Genomic DNA, 19559 nt, shown 5'->3' on the forward strand with positions numbered 1-19559 from the left:
TACCAACTACACAAAAATCATTATTAGGTTCGTTGGTATTATAATGTTCGTTCGATTTGAACCGTTTCGAATACTTCGATTTGGTCACCAACTCTAACATCATTATAGTTCTTAACACCGATACCACACTCAGTACCGTTACGAACTTCTTGTACGTCATCTTTAAAGCGACGTAAAGACTCTAGCTCACCTTCGTAAATTACTACGTTTTCACGTAATACACGAATTGGTGCGCTACGTTTGATGGTACCTTCAGTAACCATACAACCAGCGATAGAACCAATTTTTGGTGATTTAAATACGTCACGTACTTGTGCAAGACCAATGATTTCTTGTTTAAACTCAGGAGCAAGCATACCGCTCATTGCTGCTTTAACTTCATCAATCAATGCATAGATAACGCTGTAGTAACGCAAGTCTAAGTTTTCAGACTCTATTACTTTGCGTGCTGAAGCATCAGCACGAACGTTAAAGCCAACCACGATGGCGTTAGATGCCGCAGCAAGTGATGCATCTGTTTCAGTGATACCACCAACACCAGAGCCAACGATCTTAACTTTAACTTCGTCAGTAGATAACTTAATTAATGAATCAGAAATCGCTTCAAGTGAACCTTGAACGTCAGACTTAATAACTACGTTCACTTCAGAAACATCGCCTTCTTCCATGCTAGCAAACATGTTTTCAAGCTTCGCTTTTTGTTGACGAGCAAGTTTCACATCACGGAACTTGCCTTGACGGAATAACGCAACTTCACGTGCTTTCTTCTCATCTTTAACAACTGTTGCTTCATCACCTGATTGTGGCACACCTGAAAGACCTAAGATCTCAACAGGAATTGCTGGACCAGCAGTAGTGATGGTTTTGCCGTTTTCATCGCGCATTGCACGAACACGGCCATATTCTAAACCACATAGTACGATATCGCCTTGGTTCAAAGTACCTTCTTGAACAAGAACAGTAGCAACTGGGCCACGGCCTTTATCAAGTTTAGATTCAACCACAACACCAGTTGCCATTTTATCAACAACAGCAGTAAGCTCTAGAACTTCCGCTTGTAGTAATATTGCATCGAGTAATTCATCAATACCTAAACCTGTTTTCGCTGATACTGGACAGAATTGAACGTCACCGCCCCACTCTTCAGAAAGTACGTCGTGTTGTGATAATTCACTACGAACACGTTCAACATCGATTCCTTCTTTATCCATTTTGTTTACAGCGATAATGATAGGCGCATCAGATGCTTTAGCATGCTGAATTGCTTCAACCGTTTGTGGCATTACACCATCATCTGCAGCAACTACGATAATTACGATATCTGTAGCTTTTGCACCACGAGAACGCATTGCAGTAAACGCGGCATGGCCTGGTGTATCTAAGAATGTGATCATACCGTGACCAGTTTCTACGTGATAAGCACCAATGTGTTGAGTAATACCACCAGCTTCGCCGTCAGCAACTTTTGCTTTACGGATGTGATCTAGTAATGATGTTTTACCATGATCTACGTGACCCATGATAGTAACTACCGGAGCACGAGTAATTGAATCACCAACATGTCCTCGGTCTTCAAGTACTGCGTCTTCAAGTGCATTTTCATTTACTAGTACAACGTTATGACCCATTTCTTCTACAACTAACGATGCTGTTTCTTGGTCAATTACTTGGTTAATGGTTGCCATAGCACCCATTTTGAACATTACTTTAACTACTTCTGCGCCTTTAACTGCCATTTTATCGGCAAGTTCGGCAACAGAAATTGTTTCACCAATACGGATTTCACGTTCAACTGCTTTTGCAGGTTTAGTGAAACCGTGCTGTAAAGATGTTGGAGCATTTAAAGACATTTTGCCTTTTCTGCCACCTTTACCACCACGTCCGCCACGTGCAGGAGCCGCTTTTTTCTTCTTGCGACGACGGCCACTAGACTCATCTTGTTGGTCAACTTTATCTTCAGCTTCTTGTGCGTAAACAGACGATGTTACATGAACAACTTCTTTTTCTTTCTTCTTACGCTCAGCTTCCTGCTCTTTCCAACGAGCTTCGTTTTCTTCAGCAAGTTTTTTAGCCGCTTCAGCAGATTTCAGAGCTTCTTCTTCAGCTTTAGCTGCTAACTCACGCTCTTGTGCTAAACGAATTTTCTTTTCTTCTTCGTTTTCAACTTTAGGAGCTGGTGCAGGCTCAGCAGCTTTAGCCGCTTTAGCTTTTTCTTTAGCAATGGCATCAGCTTCTGCTTTAGCAGCAGCTTTCGCTTTATTTTCTGCATCTAACTTAGCTTTTGCTTCTGCAGCCACTTTAGCGGCAGCTTCTGCTTCAACTTTAGCTTGTTCCGCAGCTTCTGCTGCTGCTTTTGCTTCGGCTTCGGCTTGCGCTTTAAGCTCTATATCGCTAGCTTTTACGTAAGTACGCTTTTTACGAACTTCCACTTGCACTTGCTTAGCTTTAGAGCCTGAGCCAATTGAAAGTGTTGATTTAGTTTTACGGTTTAACGTCATGCGAGTAGGCTCTGCATCTGACGTATCACCATGTGATTTTTTCAAGTGCTCAAGTAACGTTTCTTTTTCTTGATCGGTTACCTTATCACCTGTTGATTTTTTAATACCAGCATCAGCTAATTGGCTTACAAGACGTGCTTCGTCGGTGCCAATTTCACTAGCAAGTTGTTTTATTGTTACATCTGTCATTAAATTCTATCTCCTGCTAGGGCTTATTCTTCGTTAAACCAGCATATGTTACGTGCAGCCATAATTAATTCGCCAGCTTTAGCTTCATCAAGCTCTTCAATGTCGGCAATCTCGTCAACGCCTTGTTCGGCTAAGTCTTCAAGGGTAATAACACCACGACTTGCTAAAACAAATGCTAAGTGTTTTTCCATACCTTCAAGAGCTAATAGATCAGCAGCAGGTTCTGCGTCTTCTAGTGATTCTTCTGAAGCTAAGGCAGCTGTCGTAATCGCTGCTTTAGCGCGCTCACGTAACTCTTCAACTGTATCTTCGTCAAGACCATCAATTTCTAATAATTCACCTACTGGAACGTAAGCAATTTCTTCTAATGAAGTGAAACCTTCGTCAACTAACATAGTGGCAAAGTCTTCATCCAAGTCTAACTTTTCAGTAAATAAGTTAAGTACTTTGTCATTTTCAGCTTCATGCTTGGCTTTCATGTCTTCAACAGTCATTACGTTTAATTCCCAACCAGTTAACTGGCTAGCTAAACGAATGTTTTGACCACTTTTACCAATTGCCATAGCAAGGTTGCCCTCTTCTACAGCGATATCCATTGTGTTGTTATCTTCATCAACAATAATTGATGCAACTTCAGCCGGAGCCATAGCATTGATAACATATTGAGCTGAGTTGTCGTCATATAATACGATATCAACACGCTCACCACCTAACTCACCAGATACGGCTTGCACACGTGAACCACGCATACCAACACAAGCACCAACTGGGTCTATACGACGGTCGTTAGATTTAACAGAAATTTTCGCGCGTGAACCAGGATCACGAGCTGCGCCTTTTATTTCCAACATTTCTTCACCAATTTCTGGTACTTCAACGCGGAATAACTCAATTAACATTTCAGGGTTAGCGCGACTAACAAATAATTGTGCGCCACGTGCTTCAGGTTTAATTTCGAATAATAAACCACGAACACGATCACCTGGACGGAACACTTCACGAGGAAGCATTTCATCACGGAAGATTACCGCTTCAGCATTATTACCTAAATCTAGAATTACACTTTCACGACTTGCTTTTTTAACTACACCAGTGATGATTTCACCAACTTGGTCTTCGTATTCAGCAATTACTTTAGCGCGTTCTGCTTCTCTAATTTTTTGAACAATTACTTGTTTAGCCGTTTGCGTAGTTATACGGTCAAATTTAACTGACTCAATTTGATCTTCAACAAAACCACCAAGGTCTAGAGTCTCATCATCATATTGTGCAGCAGCTAAACCCATTTGTGCGTAAGGGTTTTCCATTTCTACATCATCAGCAATTACTTCCCAACGACGGAAAGTATCAAACTCACCTGTTTCACGGTCAATTTCAACGCGAACTAAAATTTCGCCTTCGTATTTTTTCTTGGTTGCTGTTTCTAAGGCTGTTTCCATCGCCTCAAAAATGCTTTCACGGGATAATGCTTTTTCATTTGAAACAGCATCTACAACCAGTAATATTTCCTTACTCATTCTACTTAGCCTCTCTTAATATTCTTTATTACTACTAATTCTTAATATTTTAAAACTTTGCGATTAAGTTGCCTTTGTCAATATTTGACACAGGTAATTCATAATCTTGGCCATCAACAACAACAATTAAATTGTCGCCTTCAATGGCTTCTAATATTCCTTTAAACTTGCGACGGCCATTTAGAGGCATGCCAAGTTTAACTTCTACCGTTTCTCCAATTACTTGCTCGTAATGAGCTGTAGTAAATAATGGACGGTCAACACCTGGAGATGAAACTTCCAAGTTATATTCGCTACTTATTGGGTCTTCAACATCTAAAATGGCGCTCACTTGGCGTGAAGCTTCGGCGCAATTGTCAACATCAATACCGTTTTCATGATCGATATACAAACGTAAAACTGAATTATTACCAGCACTAATAAATTCTAAGCCTAATAATTCCAAGCCTGCTATTTCAACAGCCGGACGTAACATCTCAGTTAATTTTTGTTCAAAATTACTCAATCATTTTCTCCAAAAACAAAAAATGGGCATATAGCCCAGTATCAGTACCAACCTTGTTGATACTACATTTTAAAAGCGAATTTGTAATTGCAGCTTATAATCGACTTCTTAAACGAAAGACTAAACGGCAGATACAAAAAAGCCCCTATTCACGCGGGGCTTAAAATTACAACCCTTTGTGTACAAGTAATAGAAATGGGTAGGTATCTACCGTGATTTATCTAATACAGGCACGTGAAACTTAGGGAATTTAACCTTAGAGTTGTAGGGGAAAAAACCATTCCACGTCAAAGCTGTGCAAAGTATATAACCGATAAAGGGAATTGGCAATATAAAGCTGCGACAAAACGAAGTTAAGTACTGAAAAGTTCAATTTAATTGCTAGAAATATTTATTTTTTTATAGCGCTGCATGAAATCAACAAGCAGTTGTTGATTACCAACATCGTTAAATGTAGCAATATGACCACCATTATAACTTAATAACGCTTTTGGTTGTTTTGCCTTGGCTAACAATACTTGCGAATGCTGATATGAAATAATGTTATCTTGTTTACCATGGATAATTAATAACGGGGTCGGTGATATTTTATCAACTACATCAATTAAATCGTAATTATCTGGCATAGACCAAGCAACAGGATATTGAAACAACCAAGTGATCCAACTTTGACTGGCAACATGTTGGCTAGCATCGGCGTAAGAACTAAAAGCTGCATCTAATATAACAGCACTTAATTTGTCACGCATTTGTGGTTGACTGCCAACTAAATACCCTGACATAGATGCCCCTAGGCTTTGCCCTAATAAGTATAACGGTTTATTCTGTGTTTTCGGGTGGTTAGAAATATATTCAAAGCCGGAATTTATATCGGTTAACACGTCGCTAAGTAATGGCGTGCCTGCAGAATTACCGTAACCTCTATAATCAAGCAAAAATACTTGATAGCCCTGTTCAGGCAGCCAATAAACGGATGCTAAATGATGCGAAATATTTTGCGCATTGCCATGAAGGAAATAAACAGTACCTTTTATTTCTACATCTTTTTCTACCATTAAAAACCAACCGTTGAGCTTTGTGCCATCAAGCGACTCTAAATAAATATCGTCATAAGTTAAGTCTACATCTGCAGGTGTTCGTACCATTTCCTTACTTGGATAAAACAATAATCCTTGGCAACCAGATATAAAAAGGGTCGTCACTAGTAATATGTATTTTAAACTCTTAGAAGAAGCCACGCCATGAAACTCCAAATTCGTCATAATCTACATCATCATTAACACTTCGCTTCGCATGCAGTCGCAACGAATGATTCTTCGATAATGACCAGTTATGCTCAAAGTTATAAACAGTTCTACTTTGATCATCAATAAACTCGTAATGAGAAACAGAAAGTATCGACTTACTGTTTTGCCAAGTTCGTAAATAACCGGTAGTAACACCTGGAGCCACAGAAAAATTATTCTCTAAGCCCTGATTATATTCCAATCGGCCAGTAAGCATAAGAAACACCCGATCAAACTTAACCGGTTCATAACTTACCCCTGCGCCACCGCTAACTCTCGCAACTAATTTATCATCACCATGAGTCCATTGTCGCTGTGCGCCAACGTTGGCCATCCATGACATAGGAGTCATAAAATCATTTCGAACAGAAAGCGATGTAATATCAATAAATTCAGCTTTTTGCAGTTGAATTGTATCTTCACTCGCTCTTAATACAATCTCGCCCATATTCAACGACATACCGTTGCCATACCCAGGAATATTATCAATTAAATCGTGATAACTTGCCCTGTATGTAAAGTCTGCAAATGCATGTTCATTACTTTCACCCAGCTGTATCGAATACATGGTTGTATCATGGCCTAAATCAGGTCTAAGAGGCCGCTTTGGTTTTACAGATTTGATGTCTGATTCTTTACGGATCATTTTCAACAATTGAAAACTACGCGAAGCCACAGCTTTAGAGCGTTCATCTTTATTGTGTAAAAAGCGAATTAGCCGATAAGCAGCATGTACAATCGCTTGTTTCTCTTCTCTAGCTAACTGAGTAAATTCATCTGACTCTCTAACATTAATATCATTAGATAAATGTATTGCTAAAGCTCTATGCTCTTTAGGCAGACTATCCAGTTGATTTTCTAGATCAGTTCTAATAGATGGTCGATAATGCACCTCACTTATTAAGCTTGCATCTCTTACAGCTCTCACGGTGTCTATTGGAATGGTTACACCAGGAAATTGTTTAACGAGTTTGCTACCGGGCTTGGCAACGTCAATTAACTCTAACAAACGGAATGAACAGTTTTCATCGAAAAAATAGTAATCAAAGTTTATACCCTGCAGCTCCCATACATGGGTGAGCATTCTATCGACTTCATCAGCCGTTAAGTTTAGTTTGTATTCCCATAAATCTCGGTTTTCAGCGCGATTGTATTCTTTAATTTTTTCAAAATATGGGTTAGTTGCGAACCTACCTGGATAACCTCCAGCCAAGCCTCTTAATGCATAACTAAAGTTACTGGCATTTTCAGGCACACTCGCGCCAAAATTTATTGCATGTGACAAATAAGTAGAGTGCTTTTCAACATCATAAGGGTCAAAGCGAATAAACGTATGGCCATACATAGATGATGGACTATTAAGCTGACTTGCGGCATATACTAAAACAACAGATTCAGTATTAAGCTTTTCACGCCATTCATTATATTTACTACACTCAACTTGTGGAAATTGCGCAGCAATATTTGGCAAATGCTTAACTAACCACTTTGTTCTCGCTGGGAAAGTACATTGAAATTCCGGTTTTTCGATAAAGGTATCAATATTGGCCTGTAATTCGGTAACAGGATTAAATTTACCATCAGTTGCAAAGAAAAACCTGTCATCATCAACAAAGCTTTCATATGAATCAGTGTAATCACTCTTTTGATAGTAAAGTAGGGTTAACCAGTAATCATCAAAAGCAAGTTGACGTTGCTCGTTATTTAGCTGATATTTTGATTTGGGACTTAATTGATTTATTTCAGCATGCGATTGGAAAATAGAGCACGATAAAAAAGCCAAAATAATTAATGGGTTGCGCATATAACTAATTACTACTTTTATTATTTTTGTTAAAAAACCTGTATCAGTTATTTATACATTTTTTGTGGAAAAATAAAAGGGACTAATTTTGCAATCAGCCCCTTTCAATGTTTATAAATAATTATTCTGCAACAGTATACTTGGCAAGTTGCTCATCACTTTCCATAACTTCGAACATTGTTTGTACAACATGCTCTGTAGTTACGTCTTCAGACGGAAACATTTTATCGAAGTTATCATGCATTGAACGTTTAAAGTTTGCACGGTCTTGCTCTTCAACACCTATTGATACAGCAACAGCGGTAATTGCTTCACCATCACCACGAGCAACATCTTCGGTAAACTCATCCATGATCAAACTAACGTCGATCATCTCTTTACCACCGTACGTTAATGTACCTTGAGTAGAACAACCGTTAGTACCAAAAGTCATACCAAATGTATTGTTAAACGTTGAACCGTTTGTAAATGAAGCGACAATATGTGGTGCAGTACCTGATTGACCTTCAAATAACATATTACCCCAACCACAATTCGCACCACCAGGAGCGACGGCCATTGCTGAAGAAGAGGCGGTTAAAAGTACTGCTGAAATTAAAATCTTTTTCATAATTATTCCCTGTTAACTTTGGGTTGTCGTTAAGTTTTTACTTTACAAGCATATGATTCTCATCATAAAAACTACTTTCCGGTAAGCAGTTAAATTAACTGTAGTACAAATTTTCAATTTGTGTAAAAAATAACTTAAAATCAATAACATTTATTGATTATCAAACTCATTAAATTTGATGCATTTACACAGAATAAAATTGGGACACTATACTTAAAGAATTAACATATATTTAAGGAGATTTTATGGACGTTCAACTTTTAGTTACCCAAACTGATTTTTGTATTCCCAACCTCGAATGCGAGTTACAAAATGTTGGAGTCGATTATCATATTGATTATGTTGAGTCTCACCCCGAACTCGTTAATGAATACAACATCAAACATTCCCCAAATATATTTGTAGACGGCAAACTTGTATTTCGACATCAACCAACCATAAATGAATTACAAGATTATTTTGGTAATTAATGTATTAAAACAGTTTCAAAGGTATTTTATAGACTGTAAAAGCGAGTCATCTAGATGAGTCACACTAACAAGTTTTAATATTATATTGGTAGCTTAGCTAGCTGAATTTTGAGAAATCATCAGATGACGCAGAAATGACGCCGCTCGCCGTGCAAATAATTAACTTAAGTAATAAGTTAATTATTTTCTGTCTATTGCTAAACATTTCTGCTTTGCTTTGTGAATCACTTACTGTTTCCTGACATTCTCAAGTACTAGCTGACATATATTAATGCTATAAATTGTTGTCTTTATCGTAAATCTACATAAGGCAAGTTAACGCCCATTTCTGGGTTAGGTAAACCATCACCTAAATAATCACTTTCAAATGCAGGCTGACCCATTTCACCATATTCGTTGTATCCCCAACATTTAACGCCACCGCTTTCAAAGATGACACAACTTTGATAACCGCCCATAGTAATATCGACCACTTTATCTATGGTTCCAAAATCAATGTAATCTGCTAGGGCAACAGATCGTTCTGGCGCATCACCGATATTAAAAGCACTGTCAGCTCCACCTGTTTTAGAATAACCCCAGCACTTTACTTTGCCGATATTTACTAACGCACAAGCATTATAATAATTAGCGGCTAGCTTAATAACCTCTTCATTAACGCCTAAATCAACAGTTGGTAAGCCATTGCCCATTTCGGCATAGTCATTACCGTATAATCCGTAGGCCATTTTTATTCTACTATTGCCCTCGTAACTTAAGTCTTGTTCCACATAGGCGATAAGTTCATCGGTATCACAGACGAGCTCAGTTGTGATTATTTCGCCATCTTCTAGGATGCCATTATCGGCAATACCTGAGGGAGCACCATCATCTTGGCCATATGCTAACTGAAAGCCTTTATTAGCCAGTGATGTTGGACAAAGGGTTAAGCCATCGTTACCAGTATTTAATGATTTGATGTCATATACCGATTCATTGGCAATATACACACTACGCGCATAGGCATCTTCATGGCCATTACCTCTAGATTCAGTATCACTTATACCTAATTGACCATCAATATTTTGGCCCCAGCACTTTATCCGATTATCATTAGATAAGGCACATTGAAAATGATAACCAGTCGCCACGGCTATCGCATGAAAATCGCCTAATAAAACAAAACCTAAGTTGTCGCCCATTTCACCGTCATCATCACCAAAAACCTGTTCAGGATATCGCTCTCCCTCACCCAAGCCTAAACCGCCATAATTATTTGCGCCCCAACATTTCACGCCACCATTATCTAGTACCGCACAGCCATTGCGAGAATTAAATGCCATAGTCGTTGCTTTGTAAGGTTCTAACGTATCCGGATTAGTGCCTAAATCTATAGGTAATAAATTATTCCCCATACTCTCTGCTGTTAAACCAATATCGGTGTCGGTAGCAAAACCAAGGGAGGTTGCATTATGATTTCCCCAACATTTGATGCGCCCATTATTTAATAGTGCACAGGCACTTGATGAGTCTGCTAGGTGTATCTCGGTTGCATATAGGCCATCGCCAAAGTCCACAGGTATTAAAGCGTCGCCTAATTCACCTTCAGTCAACACATCTCCAGGGGCGCCTTTACCCAATTGGCCATTATTATTACTTCCCCAACAGCGCGTTGTCTGGTCAGCAAAGATTCCGCAGCCAAAGCTATCTGCGACATCAAATGCGAGTAATTCACTATTGGGCAATATTGCAGGTAGTAGCGCAGCGCCCATTTCATTTGTGCTTAAGTCGCTATCATCATTGCTATCTTCGCCCCAATAAAAGGCGTAAGCACCCTCATTACAATTTTCTGACTCTTCTACTTTAGTGGTTGTTATTATTTGATCATGTTTGCTCGGGCAATATGTATCGCTACCGAGGGCTGTATCATTTCCTTGCTCAAACCATTCAACGATTTTAGGAGCATAATAGTCGCCACACGGGCTTAACGGATCATCAGAAACGACAAAAGTGATCACCTGTTCAGTACTACTTTTACAAACCTCAAAACGTTGCTTCGCTTCACCAAAGCTTTCGCCAATTTCTTCAAGTAAGCCATTACCATGAGCACCATCGTTATAGCCAAAACAACGTAGTTTTCTATCATCTCCAGTATAAGCACAGGTATCATATAAGCCTGCAGCAAGCTTAAAGATAGCAGGCGAAACACTCACTGTACGCGTGCTAGAAACAGCGACATTGCCAGCGCTATCAGAAACCTCATAGGTCAGTAAATAATCTCCTGCCACTGTGGTATTAACATTACCAGTTACTGTCGCGGTTAAGCCAATATCAACATTATCAAATACCCTACTACCTGGATCGACAAAGTTATCACCAAAGGGGTGAGTAATAGAATCATCGCCAATTAGCGTGATCTCAGGTGCAGTCATATCAGCGACAGTCACGGTACGTGTTAAAGTCTTTGCCGAGTTGCCTGAGGTATCAGAGACCGAATAAGTTAGAATGTAGTCGCCAACAGTCAAGGTATCTATAGTACCAGTAACGACAGCAGTTAAACCGGTATCGACATTATCTGTGACCGTCACCCCAAGGTCAGTAAAGGTTTCGCCCTGAGCCACTAATGTAGCATTATCGCCAATAAGAGAAATAACAGGTGCTGTCATATCAACAACGGACACAGTACGTGTAATCGCTTCTGCCGCATTTCCTGCAGCATCTGTGACATTATAAGTAAGGGTGTAATCTGCAACGTCTAAAGAATCTACTGTTCCAGTAACAATAGCGCTTAAGCCCGTATCGACATTATCAGTTACCGTCGCCCCTGGATCATTGAAACTCGCTCCGTGAGCAACAATCATAGGGTTATCACCAACTAGCGTGATTAAAGGGGCTGTCGTATCCGTGGTAGTTCCACTGTTCTTGTTTTTACTATCCTCGTTTCCACTGCTATCACCACCACAGGCAGTCAGAGACAATAGGAATAAAGATACGATGAATTTAGTTCTCAAGCCATAAGGCATAAATAACTCCAGATTTTGCTTATAATTTTTATACAAACTGTATTCGAGGGATATAAATATTAAAGCAAGGAAATATGCAGGAAATATGCAGTTTCAATAAAACCTTAATTAAAACGATTAGTTAAGGCTAGTATCCAGCACCATTCCAATTCTGATTGGGCCATAAAATGCGGTTGATGAATCAACATCAGCCGCATTGTTAATACCAAGTGCATATAGGGTGTCGTGAATAGCAGACAGTTAAATGGACTGTTTTTTCTCGATGCTGTGTCCCTAACGAAAGTCTCTAATTGACTCTGATGGCTTTAAGTTAATCAATATCTGGAAAATAAGTATCTGTCCATTCATCATTTGTACATACGCCATAGGGTTCATTAACCAGTCCTAAGCCATTACTACTGTATTCTTCTGGATGATAAACACTGATAATTACCGGTACATACCCTACTTGGTATTTTTCCTCTGGTTGTACTAATTGTGCAGGATCTATTTTTGCTAGGTGAAATGATTTATTGTCGGAATCACCAATGTCGCTGTAGTTTATGACCACTGGATTTTCTGGGTTTTTAGTAGAACTGCCATTAACGCTCACATGCAGTTGCTCAATATAAGATTGAAGTTCATCTAAATACTCATCGGTATAAGTATCTGGAAAATTTTGCTGTGCAGTTTTCATCGCGGGTTGTTCATTAAACTTAAACCACACGTAGGTAGCTATGGCGCCATTTTGCAGCACTGTTTGGTAGCGTTTTTTGCCCGTTACATCCCAGTTTTTAAAGTCCGGATGACTGGTATCGCGCTCTTTATAGTTGTTAAACTTATGGCTTACTTTTGGCGCTCTTACAATATTGTCTGGCGACTCCACAATCTCTGTCTTATAGCTATGGGGGTGATTTTTGTATTCATCACCAGCATAATCTTCAACTTCCCATTTATCAGAGAGTTTTCTAACATATAGGTAGCCATTTTCGCTTCGTTGTTTTGCCTCAATAGCTGCATCTGAAAAATCCCAGTCAACAAAGCCTAAGGAGTTTTCATAGCCAACTTCATATGAAGGCTCAATCATATGGAAATGCTCTTCACCATTAATTTCCTCAACTAGCTTTAACTGATTATGGGTACTTTTGTAAATAGAAGAGAAATCCTTCGCTACGGTCGGTATTAAGGTGTTGGTTAATGAACCTTGCTTTAGCGCAATGGAATAATCTTCCATGGTCGTTTGTTTAATACTCTGTGGATAAGCAAGTAAATACTCGCGCTCTTTATGGTTAGGTAAATTAGCAACAGGAACGTAATAAGTATCATTCCCTAGTGCCAGTGCAGACAAGCCTATTCTTTCATTGCCATTACCAAAATTAGGTTTTGAGCCCATGGTTGCAAACGTACCAAACTGGTCCCCGGCTTCATTTCTTCGCCAGGCATAACTGCCTTCAGCAATTTTCTCGGGGTCTATCCAATTAAAATGTTCTGGTATATAGCCATTGATTGGTCCTTGGTAGTCGTAAGACTCAATAAAACTCAGCCAAAATTTAAAGTCCCGAGGGTGGTCTAAATTAAGATAAGACCAACCTGAGCCAATCCAAATACCATTGTCATCATGATATGGCGATTGTTCTTTATCAAAACCAATATTCATTCCTGGTACTGTTAACACTTTGTTTGAAATTTGCAGTAGCGTTAACCATTTGTCGCCTAACACAACATCGTAAAGGCCGCCTCCCATACTAACGTCATTACACGCGTAATAAGTATCGCCAATGCCTGCTAAGTGAAGGGTTGGATAATAATGGGCGCCAGAAGTTTTTGGATTAACCCATAAGCCACCTTCAATAGAATTGTTGTCATAAGAATGTAACCACGAGCCAAATATGCCAAATTGTTGCCCATTTTCTAAACCATGTTTGAAAGCATGATATACACGATTAAAAACAAATTTCCCCGCCCCCTGCTCTTCAGTAGGTTCGTGACCTAAGCCTTCTAATTGCCCGACAACTGAAGTTGTCGACTCAAAATATTCAACATTCTCAGGGGCCTCAGGTGTTGAAGAAGGAACTTTGCTACCATGGTAAGCATCAATTGAATAGGTAGAAACATTTACATCAACTGAGCCTGTAGCCTCTCCCCGCTCTCCTTGGCAAGTTAAGTTATAAGTTCTTTCACCAAGGGTTGGCTCACTGATTGATGCCGTACCAGATGTTGCTTTAGTGCCACTCCAATCACCACTAGCAGTACAAGATATAACCTCTGTCGAAGACCAAATTAAAAAGTATGTCACTCCAGCAGGAGCTGATTCTGTGGAAGACTCTACGGTTACTGATAGAGGTGGAATTGTTAACACCACTTCAACACTTTCTGAAGCATTTCCGCCAGAGCCTGAGCACTCTAGAGTATATTTTTTCTCACCCGCCATTGCATCGGTAAAAGACTCGGTACCTGATGCGGCTTTAATGCCAGACCAATCACCACTAGCAGTACAAGAAGTTGCATCTGTTGAAGACCAAGTAAGGGTGTAAGTATCGCCTGTTAATGCTGAATAAACCGAAGATTCTACTGTTACGGTTGGCAAAGGGCTTATTACTATTACATCAACACTTTTTGAAGTACTTCCGCCAGAGCCAGAGCAGTCTAGAATATAATTTTTTTCACCTGTCATTGCTTCGCTTAAAGTCTCAGCACCTGACGTTGACTTAATGCCAGACCAATCACCGCTGGCAGTACAGGATGTTGCATCTATTGAAGACCAAGTAAGGGTAAATTCTGTTGATTTATAAACATCGTTCGTCGAGGATGACAAAGTAATCGAAGGTTTTGAAACAGTAGGCGGTTGAACGGTTTTATCGGTTGAATCTGAACCACTCCCCCCACCACAAGCAGTAAGGAAAAGTATCGAAAGATAGGCGATGAATTTAGCTCTCAAGCAATTAATCATAAAATAGTTCCAGAAATTAAATTATTTTTCTTATACAAGCGGTATTGGAGGTATGAAATATTAAAGCAGTAAAATGTGCAGGAATTATGCAGGCGTTTGATCAAAGGCAGGATAAAATCAACTCATCCCTGTTTGTAGGGATAGTGAATAGAATCATCGAAAGACTTCATTTATCTTCCTTAACATATCTATTTAGCTTTAGTCATTTTATCCATTAAACGTTCAAACTCTGCAAACTTTTCCCTAAGCTGCTGAAACGCCCGATCGTTATTTTCATACATCCCGTCTTCTATTGCTTCTATTTGCATTTTTATAACAGATAAGGGGGTGCGTAATTCGTGAGCTACTTTATTAAGAAACTGAATTTTCGCTAACTCAAATTGCTCATTGTTTTTAGAGGATTTCTCCTTTTTATTCACCTGAGTGCTTTGACTACTACTTGCCCGTGTCTTATTTTTTTGCATGAAAGTTAATGTTTAAAATAACGCATTGAATTAAAAGATAGTAAATATTAAAGCAAGGAAATATGCAGGAAATATGCAGGTTTAATAAAAAGTCTTTAGGGTATGTTGCAAGATCAACAGCCCCTAATTAAACGATGGGTTCGAATTTATATCCAGCCCCATAAATAGAGCGGATTAAGTCATGTTCTAGGGGAAGTTCTTTCAATTTTTTGCGTAGATTTCGAATGTGGCTATCTACGGTTCGGTCGTTCACATCTCGATAATCTTGATAGACTAGGTCCATAATGAGAGCACGGGAATATATACGGTTGGCATTCGAGTAAAGTAGGTTAAGTAAAGTAAATTCTAAAGCGGTTAACTGAATTTTTTCATGCTTATAACTGACGGTAAAATCTTCTGAATTAACCTGTAAACCTTCAGGTATAAATGGTTGTTTTGTCACTCGCCGCAAGTTAGCTTTTACCCGGGCGATTAACTCTTTAACACTATATGGCTTACAAACATAGTCATCTGCACCTAGTTCAAGCCCTACCAGGCGATCGACCTCTTCAACTTTTGCGGTAGTCATAATAATAGGAATATCAGAAAAACCTCTGACTTCCTTACAAACATCGACACCGCTTTTAGTCGGAAGATCTAAGTCCAATAAAATCAGTGCGGGTTCATTTTCTTGAACCCATTGCACAACCTCTTTGCCATCAGCAAACCATTGGGTTAGAAAATTTGCGGCTTGTAGATACATGATAACTATTTCAGCAATTTCACTATCATCTTCTACAACGACCACCGTTTGCTTATTCATTATTTACGATTATCCAAAAAGCCGATCACTAAAAGGTTACTTTCGGCAGTTTAACAATAACGCTCAAACCGCCCAAATTAGAATGCCCCGCACTAACTGTACCGCCATGGGCTGTGATAATAGAGTTTACAATATAAAGGCCTAACCCTGAACCACTCTTAGCAAGGTTTTTGCTATTTTCCGCTCGATATAAACGATCAAATAAATGCTCTAAATCTTTATCGAGAACCCCTGGAGAAGTGTCCTCGAAAACGATTGTCACATCATCATTGTCAGCGGACATTGAAACATTAATCTTTCCATGCGGGTCGGTATAACGTATTGAATTTTTGAGCAAATTATTAAATGTTTGAAATAGTCGCCCCGCATCAGCATTGACGGTGACTTTTTCTTCTGTGCTATCAATATAATTAATAGAAAGCTGCGCTTTACTGGCTAACGGCTGAAATGACTCTATTGACTCTCTCATTAAAGAATTAATTATAATATCTTGCTTATTGAGTACCAATGACCCCGATTCAACCAGCGAAAGCTGATAGAGATCACCGACCATATGGTTAAGGTTTCCAAGTTTGTTTTGCAATGAATTATAGGACTTTTCACTATGCTCTAACGCACCATCTTCTAGTGCTTCAAGTTGCATTTTGATATTTGCTAATGGCGTGCGTAAGTCGTGGGTTACATTGGCCAGCATGCTGTTTTTTTGAGCCATCAGCTGGCTAAGTTTTTCTGAAAGATCTGAAGACAACATAAATACTACAAATAAGCCCATGGCAATAAAGGCTGCTGGTAAAGTAACAAAATTCACCATAATGTACATTTCTTTTAAACTTTCATGATTGTTTTCACCTTGCATTAAAGCAAGAGTACCTGCTAATGCTTGCATTAAAGCCAGTAATATATAGGAGGCAGAGGCTCCCATTTCAGCGGGCATGGTCTTTTTGGGTTGTTTTAAAATAATCATCCCACATAAAAATAAAATAACTGAATTATAAAATACATAAATTGACATGCTTAAGCCTACATGATGCTCAATTTTAGTGAAATAAAAAGTCATTAATATGGCAATGAAGCAACTACCAAATAAATAATTAAGGTTGAACTTAGTTTGACTACGAAGAATATGACCCCAGGTACCTAAAACAACAGATAGAACAGATAGACTACATACGATCATCCAATATAGGGTATGTGAATCAAAAGAGACTTTATTAAGATTGAAAATACGTTGTAATACTATGACTAAAAAAGTAATAGTCCAAATCAATGAGTACTTTTGTTTCCCCATTGTGCGCCAAGCGGTATAAAATATAATAGCCAAGGTCGAACTAGTTATAAGTAGGGTAAGCTCGATAAAAAATATTGCATCCATAAAAACTCTTTCCCTTTTACCTGTCTTGTATGTTTTATTAAAATAAATAGCAGCAGGCTTAAGTACAACTTCTTTTCAGTTACAGTCATTATCATTACTTTATCGAGATAAAACAACAGGGTAGAAGATAAATAATAATTATACGCATTTGCTTAAAAACAACTGCAAAAAATTTAGTAAGTAGTTATACGTTTTAACCATTAGAAATGGGCATATATTTGTTCAACTTGCTATTAGATACAGAAAGTAAAAGAAGTAACAATATCTTGAATATCACACTGTTTAGGCAAGTTACAGACATAAAAAAACCTGCTTAAAAGCAGGTTTTATAATTTTGGTGCTATGGAGAGACTCGACTTAAAGAGCTAACGCACTGTTAAATAAATATTTAACAAGTTACAATTCAAACCAGTACTACTTATAGTACTACTAAAAAAAAAAGTCATCTGCATTTTGTAGTCATTGATCATCGTCAGCGAATGTTTACATATTCAGAATTTAAACGATACTTCGAATAGATTACTTATCGCTTAGCGCACCTTTTTACTGCCACAATAAAATGCCAGGTAAATATTAGAAAAAACAAATGAAATAATAGCGTAACAAACTCCATACCTTCTTTTAAAAATCGCCCATAAGGCGGTATACCGCTAGCGAATTTATTCAACTGAGATGATAGTTTCTCAATAAAAGCAATGTTGTTATTACTTAAATATTTGTAAAGCAAATTACTTTCATAACCCAAAACTAATAGATAATAAATGAACGCACAAGCTAACAACAAAGAAAAAGGCCTCCCTATACTTGAGCCAAAGTTAGATACTTTTTCATTGAACCATAAAATAAACCATTCACTAGATTCAACTTTAAAAGCTTTTAACTCTTCTTTATATTTACGCATTTCATGTGAATAGTATTTATTTGCCTCAATCTGATTGCCTATTTTATCAAATGAATGTTTAATTATTCGATATGTTTCACGATCAGTATTTTCATCACCGATTACAGCATTTAAGAAGTTAGGAGACTCTTTTAGGTTGGTATGCTCAAGAGAAAGTCCATTAAAAAAGGTTGCTTTTCTAAAATTTGTAAAGCTCATAAAGGTTACATATTCAAATTCAACCTTAGCAATAGTTTTATCTTTTTGATCTCCAAAGATGCACTTTTCAAACCCTGTGAAATCATCAAAAATACTTTTTGAGGCTTTAAATAAAGTGTAGGAGCTCTCATACGCATCAAACAAACCTTCAAAATTAGTATTCGTTATTCTTGTTTCTCTAATAATATTATGTTTTAACTCTACTTTCTTTTTAAAGATGGAATCTTCAATCAATAGTGAACTCAATGAGTACTGATTGAATTTAAAATTAACATTAATAACGCTATCTTTTATATACAACGCCAATACTTTGACTATAGGCTTTCGAGGATGGTCATAGTCTATGAAGATTTGACTTTCTATTTGTACCTTTTCAATATGAATGGGCCTCCTAAACTTACAATCCCCAAAAATAGGGCTACGATAAATGGCTCTCGGCTTATCAAAAGCAGTTTTAATAAATACAACATCACTCAAAAACTCACAGTTTTGGTAAAGCACATCTGATTCACCCTCTAAAAGTTCAGCATGATTTGAAATGGTGTATTCTTCATGAAACAAACATTCAAAAAATTGAACTCTAATATTCTTTAGATCAACCTGTTGTGTTGTAAAATCACATTTTCCAAATTGAACTCTCTTAAGTCTATTTAATAGATGCAAAAAATGAGAAGAATCTTGAACGCTATATTCAGGAAAAAATACCCCATTAATAATAGTTATTGAATTTTCTAGTCTATTTTCTATTATTTCATTATCTTGTCCGGCTAAATACTCTCTAAACTGATCAAAACTCACACCTGAACTACGATAATTACTTTGAAAATCAGCAAAGAGATATTGAATAAGGATAATATAAAAATCATCTAAAACACCACTGATTTTATCGTCTTGATATTTTCCCTTAATACAATGTAATGCACATTTATCATCATAAGCTCCTTCTAAGTTACAACTATCAATCAAGCACTGACCCATTTCAATTAATCCATATATTAAAAAAACCTTTTCA

Annotated in this window: 13 protein-coding genes; 1 reads left to right on the forward strand and 12 read right to left on the reverse strand. The window is 38.0% G+C overall.

Annotated features, from left to right (window positions below; translation table 11 throughout):
- Positions 1-38: 38 nt before the first annotated feature.
- The 6 genes from infB to RGQ13_RS12255 all read right to left on the reverse strand — a co-directional run bounded on the left by infB (position 39) and on the right by RGQ13_RS12255 (position 8409).
- Positions 39-2687 (reverse strand): translation initiation factor IF-2, encoded by a 2649-nt coding sequence (gene infB, locus RGQ13_RS12230; protein WP_348390033.1) that lies wholly within the window; start codon positions 2685-2687, stop codon positions 39-41.
- A gap of 23 nt (positions 2688-2710) precedes the next feature.
- Positions 2711-4204, reverse strand: coding sequence for a transcription termination factor NusA (gene nusA / locus RGQ13_RS12235; RefSeq protein ID WP_348390034.1), 1494 nt, complete (start codon positions 4202-4204; stop codon positions 2711-2713).
- A gap of 49 nt (positions 4205-4253) precedes the next feature.
- On the reverse strand, positions 4254-4709 hold the full coding sequence (gene rimP / locus RGQ13_RS12240; protein ID WP_348390035.1) for a ribosome maturation factor RimP: 456 nt from the start codon (positions 4707-4709) through the stop codon (positions 4254-4256).
- A 374-nt stretch (positions 4710-5083) separates the two neighbouring features.
- Positions 5084-5947 carry an alpha/beta hydrolase gene (locus RGQ13_RS12245; RefSeq protein ID WP_348390036.1) on the reverse strand — a complete coding sequence of 288 codons (864 nt, stop codon included), beginning with the start codon at positions 5945-5947 and terminating at the stop codon, positions 5084-5086.
- Complete coding sequence (locus RGQ13_RS12250) at positions 5934-7799, reverse strand: Lnb N-terminal periplasmic domain-containing protein (protein ID WP_348390037.1); 1866 nt, start codon at positions 7797-7799, stop codon at positions 5934-5936. Before RGQ13_RS12250 ends, RGQ13_RS12245 begins: the two co-directional genes overlap by 14 nt.
- A 121-nt stretch (positions 7800-7920) precedes the next feature.
- Positions 7921-8409, reverse strand: coding sequence for a DUF3015 domain-containing protein (locus tag RGQ13_RS12255; RefSeq protein WP_348390038.1), 489 nt, complete (start codon positions 8407-8409; stop codon positions 7921-7923).
- 245 nt (positions 8410-8654) lie between these two features.
- On the opposite strand from RGQ13_RS12255, the gene RGQ13_RS12260 reads away from it, so the two are divergent.
- On the forward strand, positions 8655-8879 hold the full coding sequence (locus RGQ13_RS12260; protein ID WP_348390039.1) for a thioredoxin domain-containing protein: 225 nt from the start codon (positions 8655-8657) through the stop codon (positions 8877-8879).
- 290 nt (positions 8880-9169) lie between these two features.
- On the opposite strand, the gene RGQ13_RS12265 is transcribed toward RGQ13_RS12260, so the two are convergent.
- The 6 genes from RGQ13_RS12265 to RGQ13_RS12290 form a co-directional block, all read right to left on the reverse strand.
- Complete coding sequence (locus RGQ13_RS12265; RefSeq protein ID WP_348390040.1) at positions 9170-11881, reverse strand: immunoglobulin-like domain-containing protein; 2712 nt, start codon at positions 11879-11881, stop codon at positions 9170-9172.
- A gap of 310 nt (positions 11882-12191) precedes the next feature.
- Complete coding sequence (locus RGQ13_RS12270) at positions 12192-14810, reverse strand: hypothetical protein (RefSeq protein WP_348390041.1); 2619 nt, start codon at positions 14808-14810, stop codon at positions 12192-12194.
- Positions 14811-14998: 188 nt separating this feature from the next.
- Entirely contained in the window at positions 14999-15274 is a 276-nt protein-coding gene (locus tag RGQ13_RS12275) for a histidine kinase dimerization/phospho-acceptor domain-containing protein (protein WP_348390042.1), read from the reverse strand.
- Between the two features lie 127 nt (positions 15275-15401).
- Positions 15402-16076, reverse strand: a complete 675-nt coding sequence (locus tag RGQ13_RS12280; protein WP_348390043.1) for a response regulator — start codon at positions 16074-16076, stop codon at positions 15402-15404.
- A 28-nt stretch (positions 16077-16104) separates the two neighbouring features.
- The gene (locus RGQ13_RS12285; RefSeq protein WP_348390044.1) at positions 16105-17448 is read right to left on the reverse strand and encodes a sensor histidine kinase; all 1344 of its coding nucleotides are present in this window, start codon (positions 17446-17448) and stop codon (positions 16105-16107) included.
- A gap of 523 nt (positions 17449-17971) precedes the next feature.
- Positions 17972-19513 (reverse strand): hypothetical protein, encoded by a 1542-nt coding sequence (locus RGQ13_RS12290; protein WP_348390045.1) that lies wholly within the window; start codon positions 19511-19513, stop codon positions 17972-17974.
- Positions 19514-19559 lie beyond the last annotated feature (46 nt).

Source organism: Thalassotalea psychrophila, from assembly GCF_031583595.1.
Lineage (GTDB): Bacteria > Pseudomonadota > Gammaproteobacteria > Enterobacterales > Alteromonadaceae > Thalassotalea_A > Thalassotalea_A psychrophila.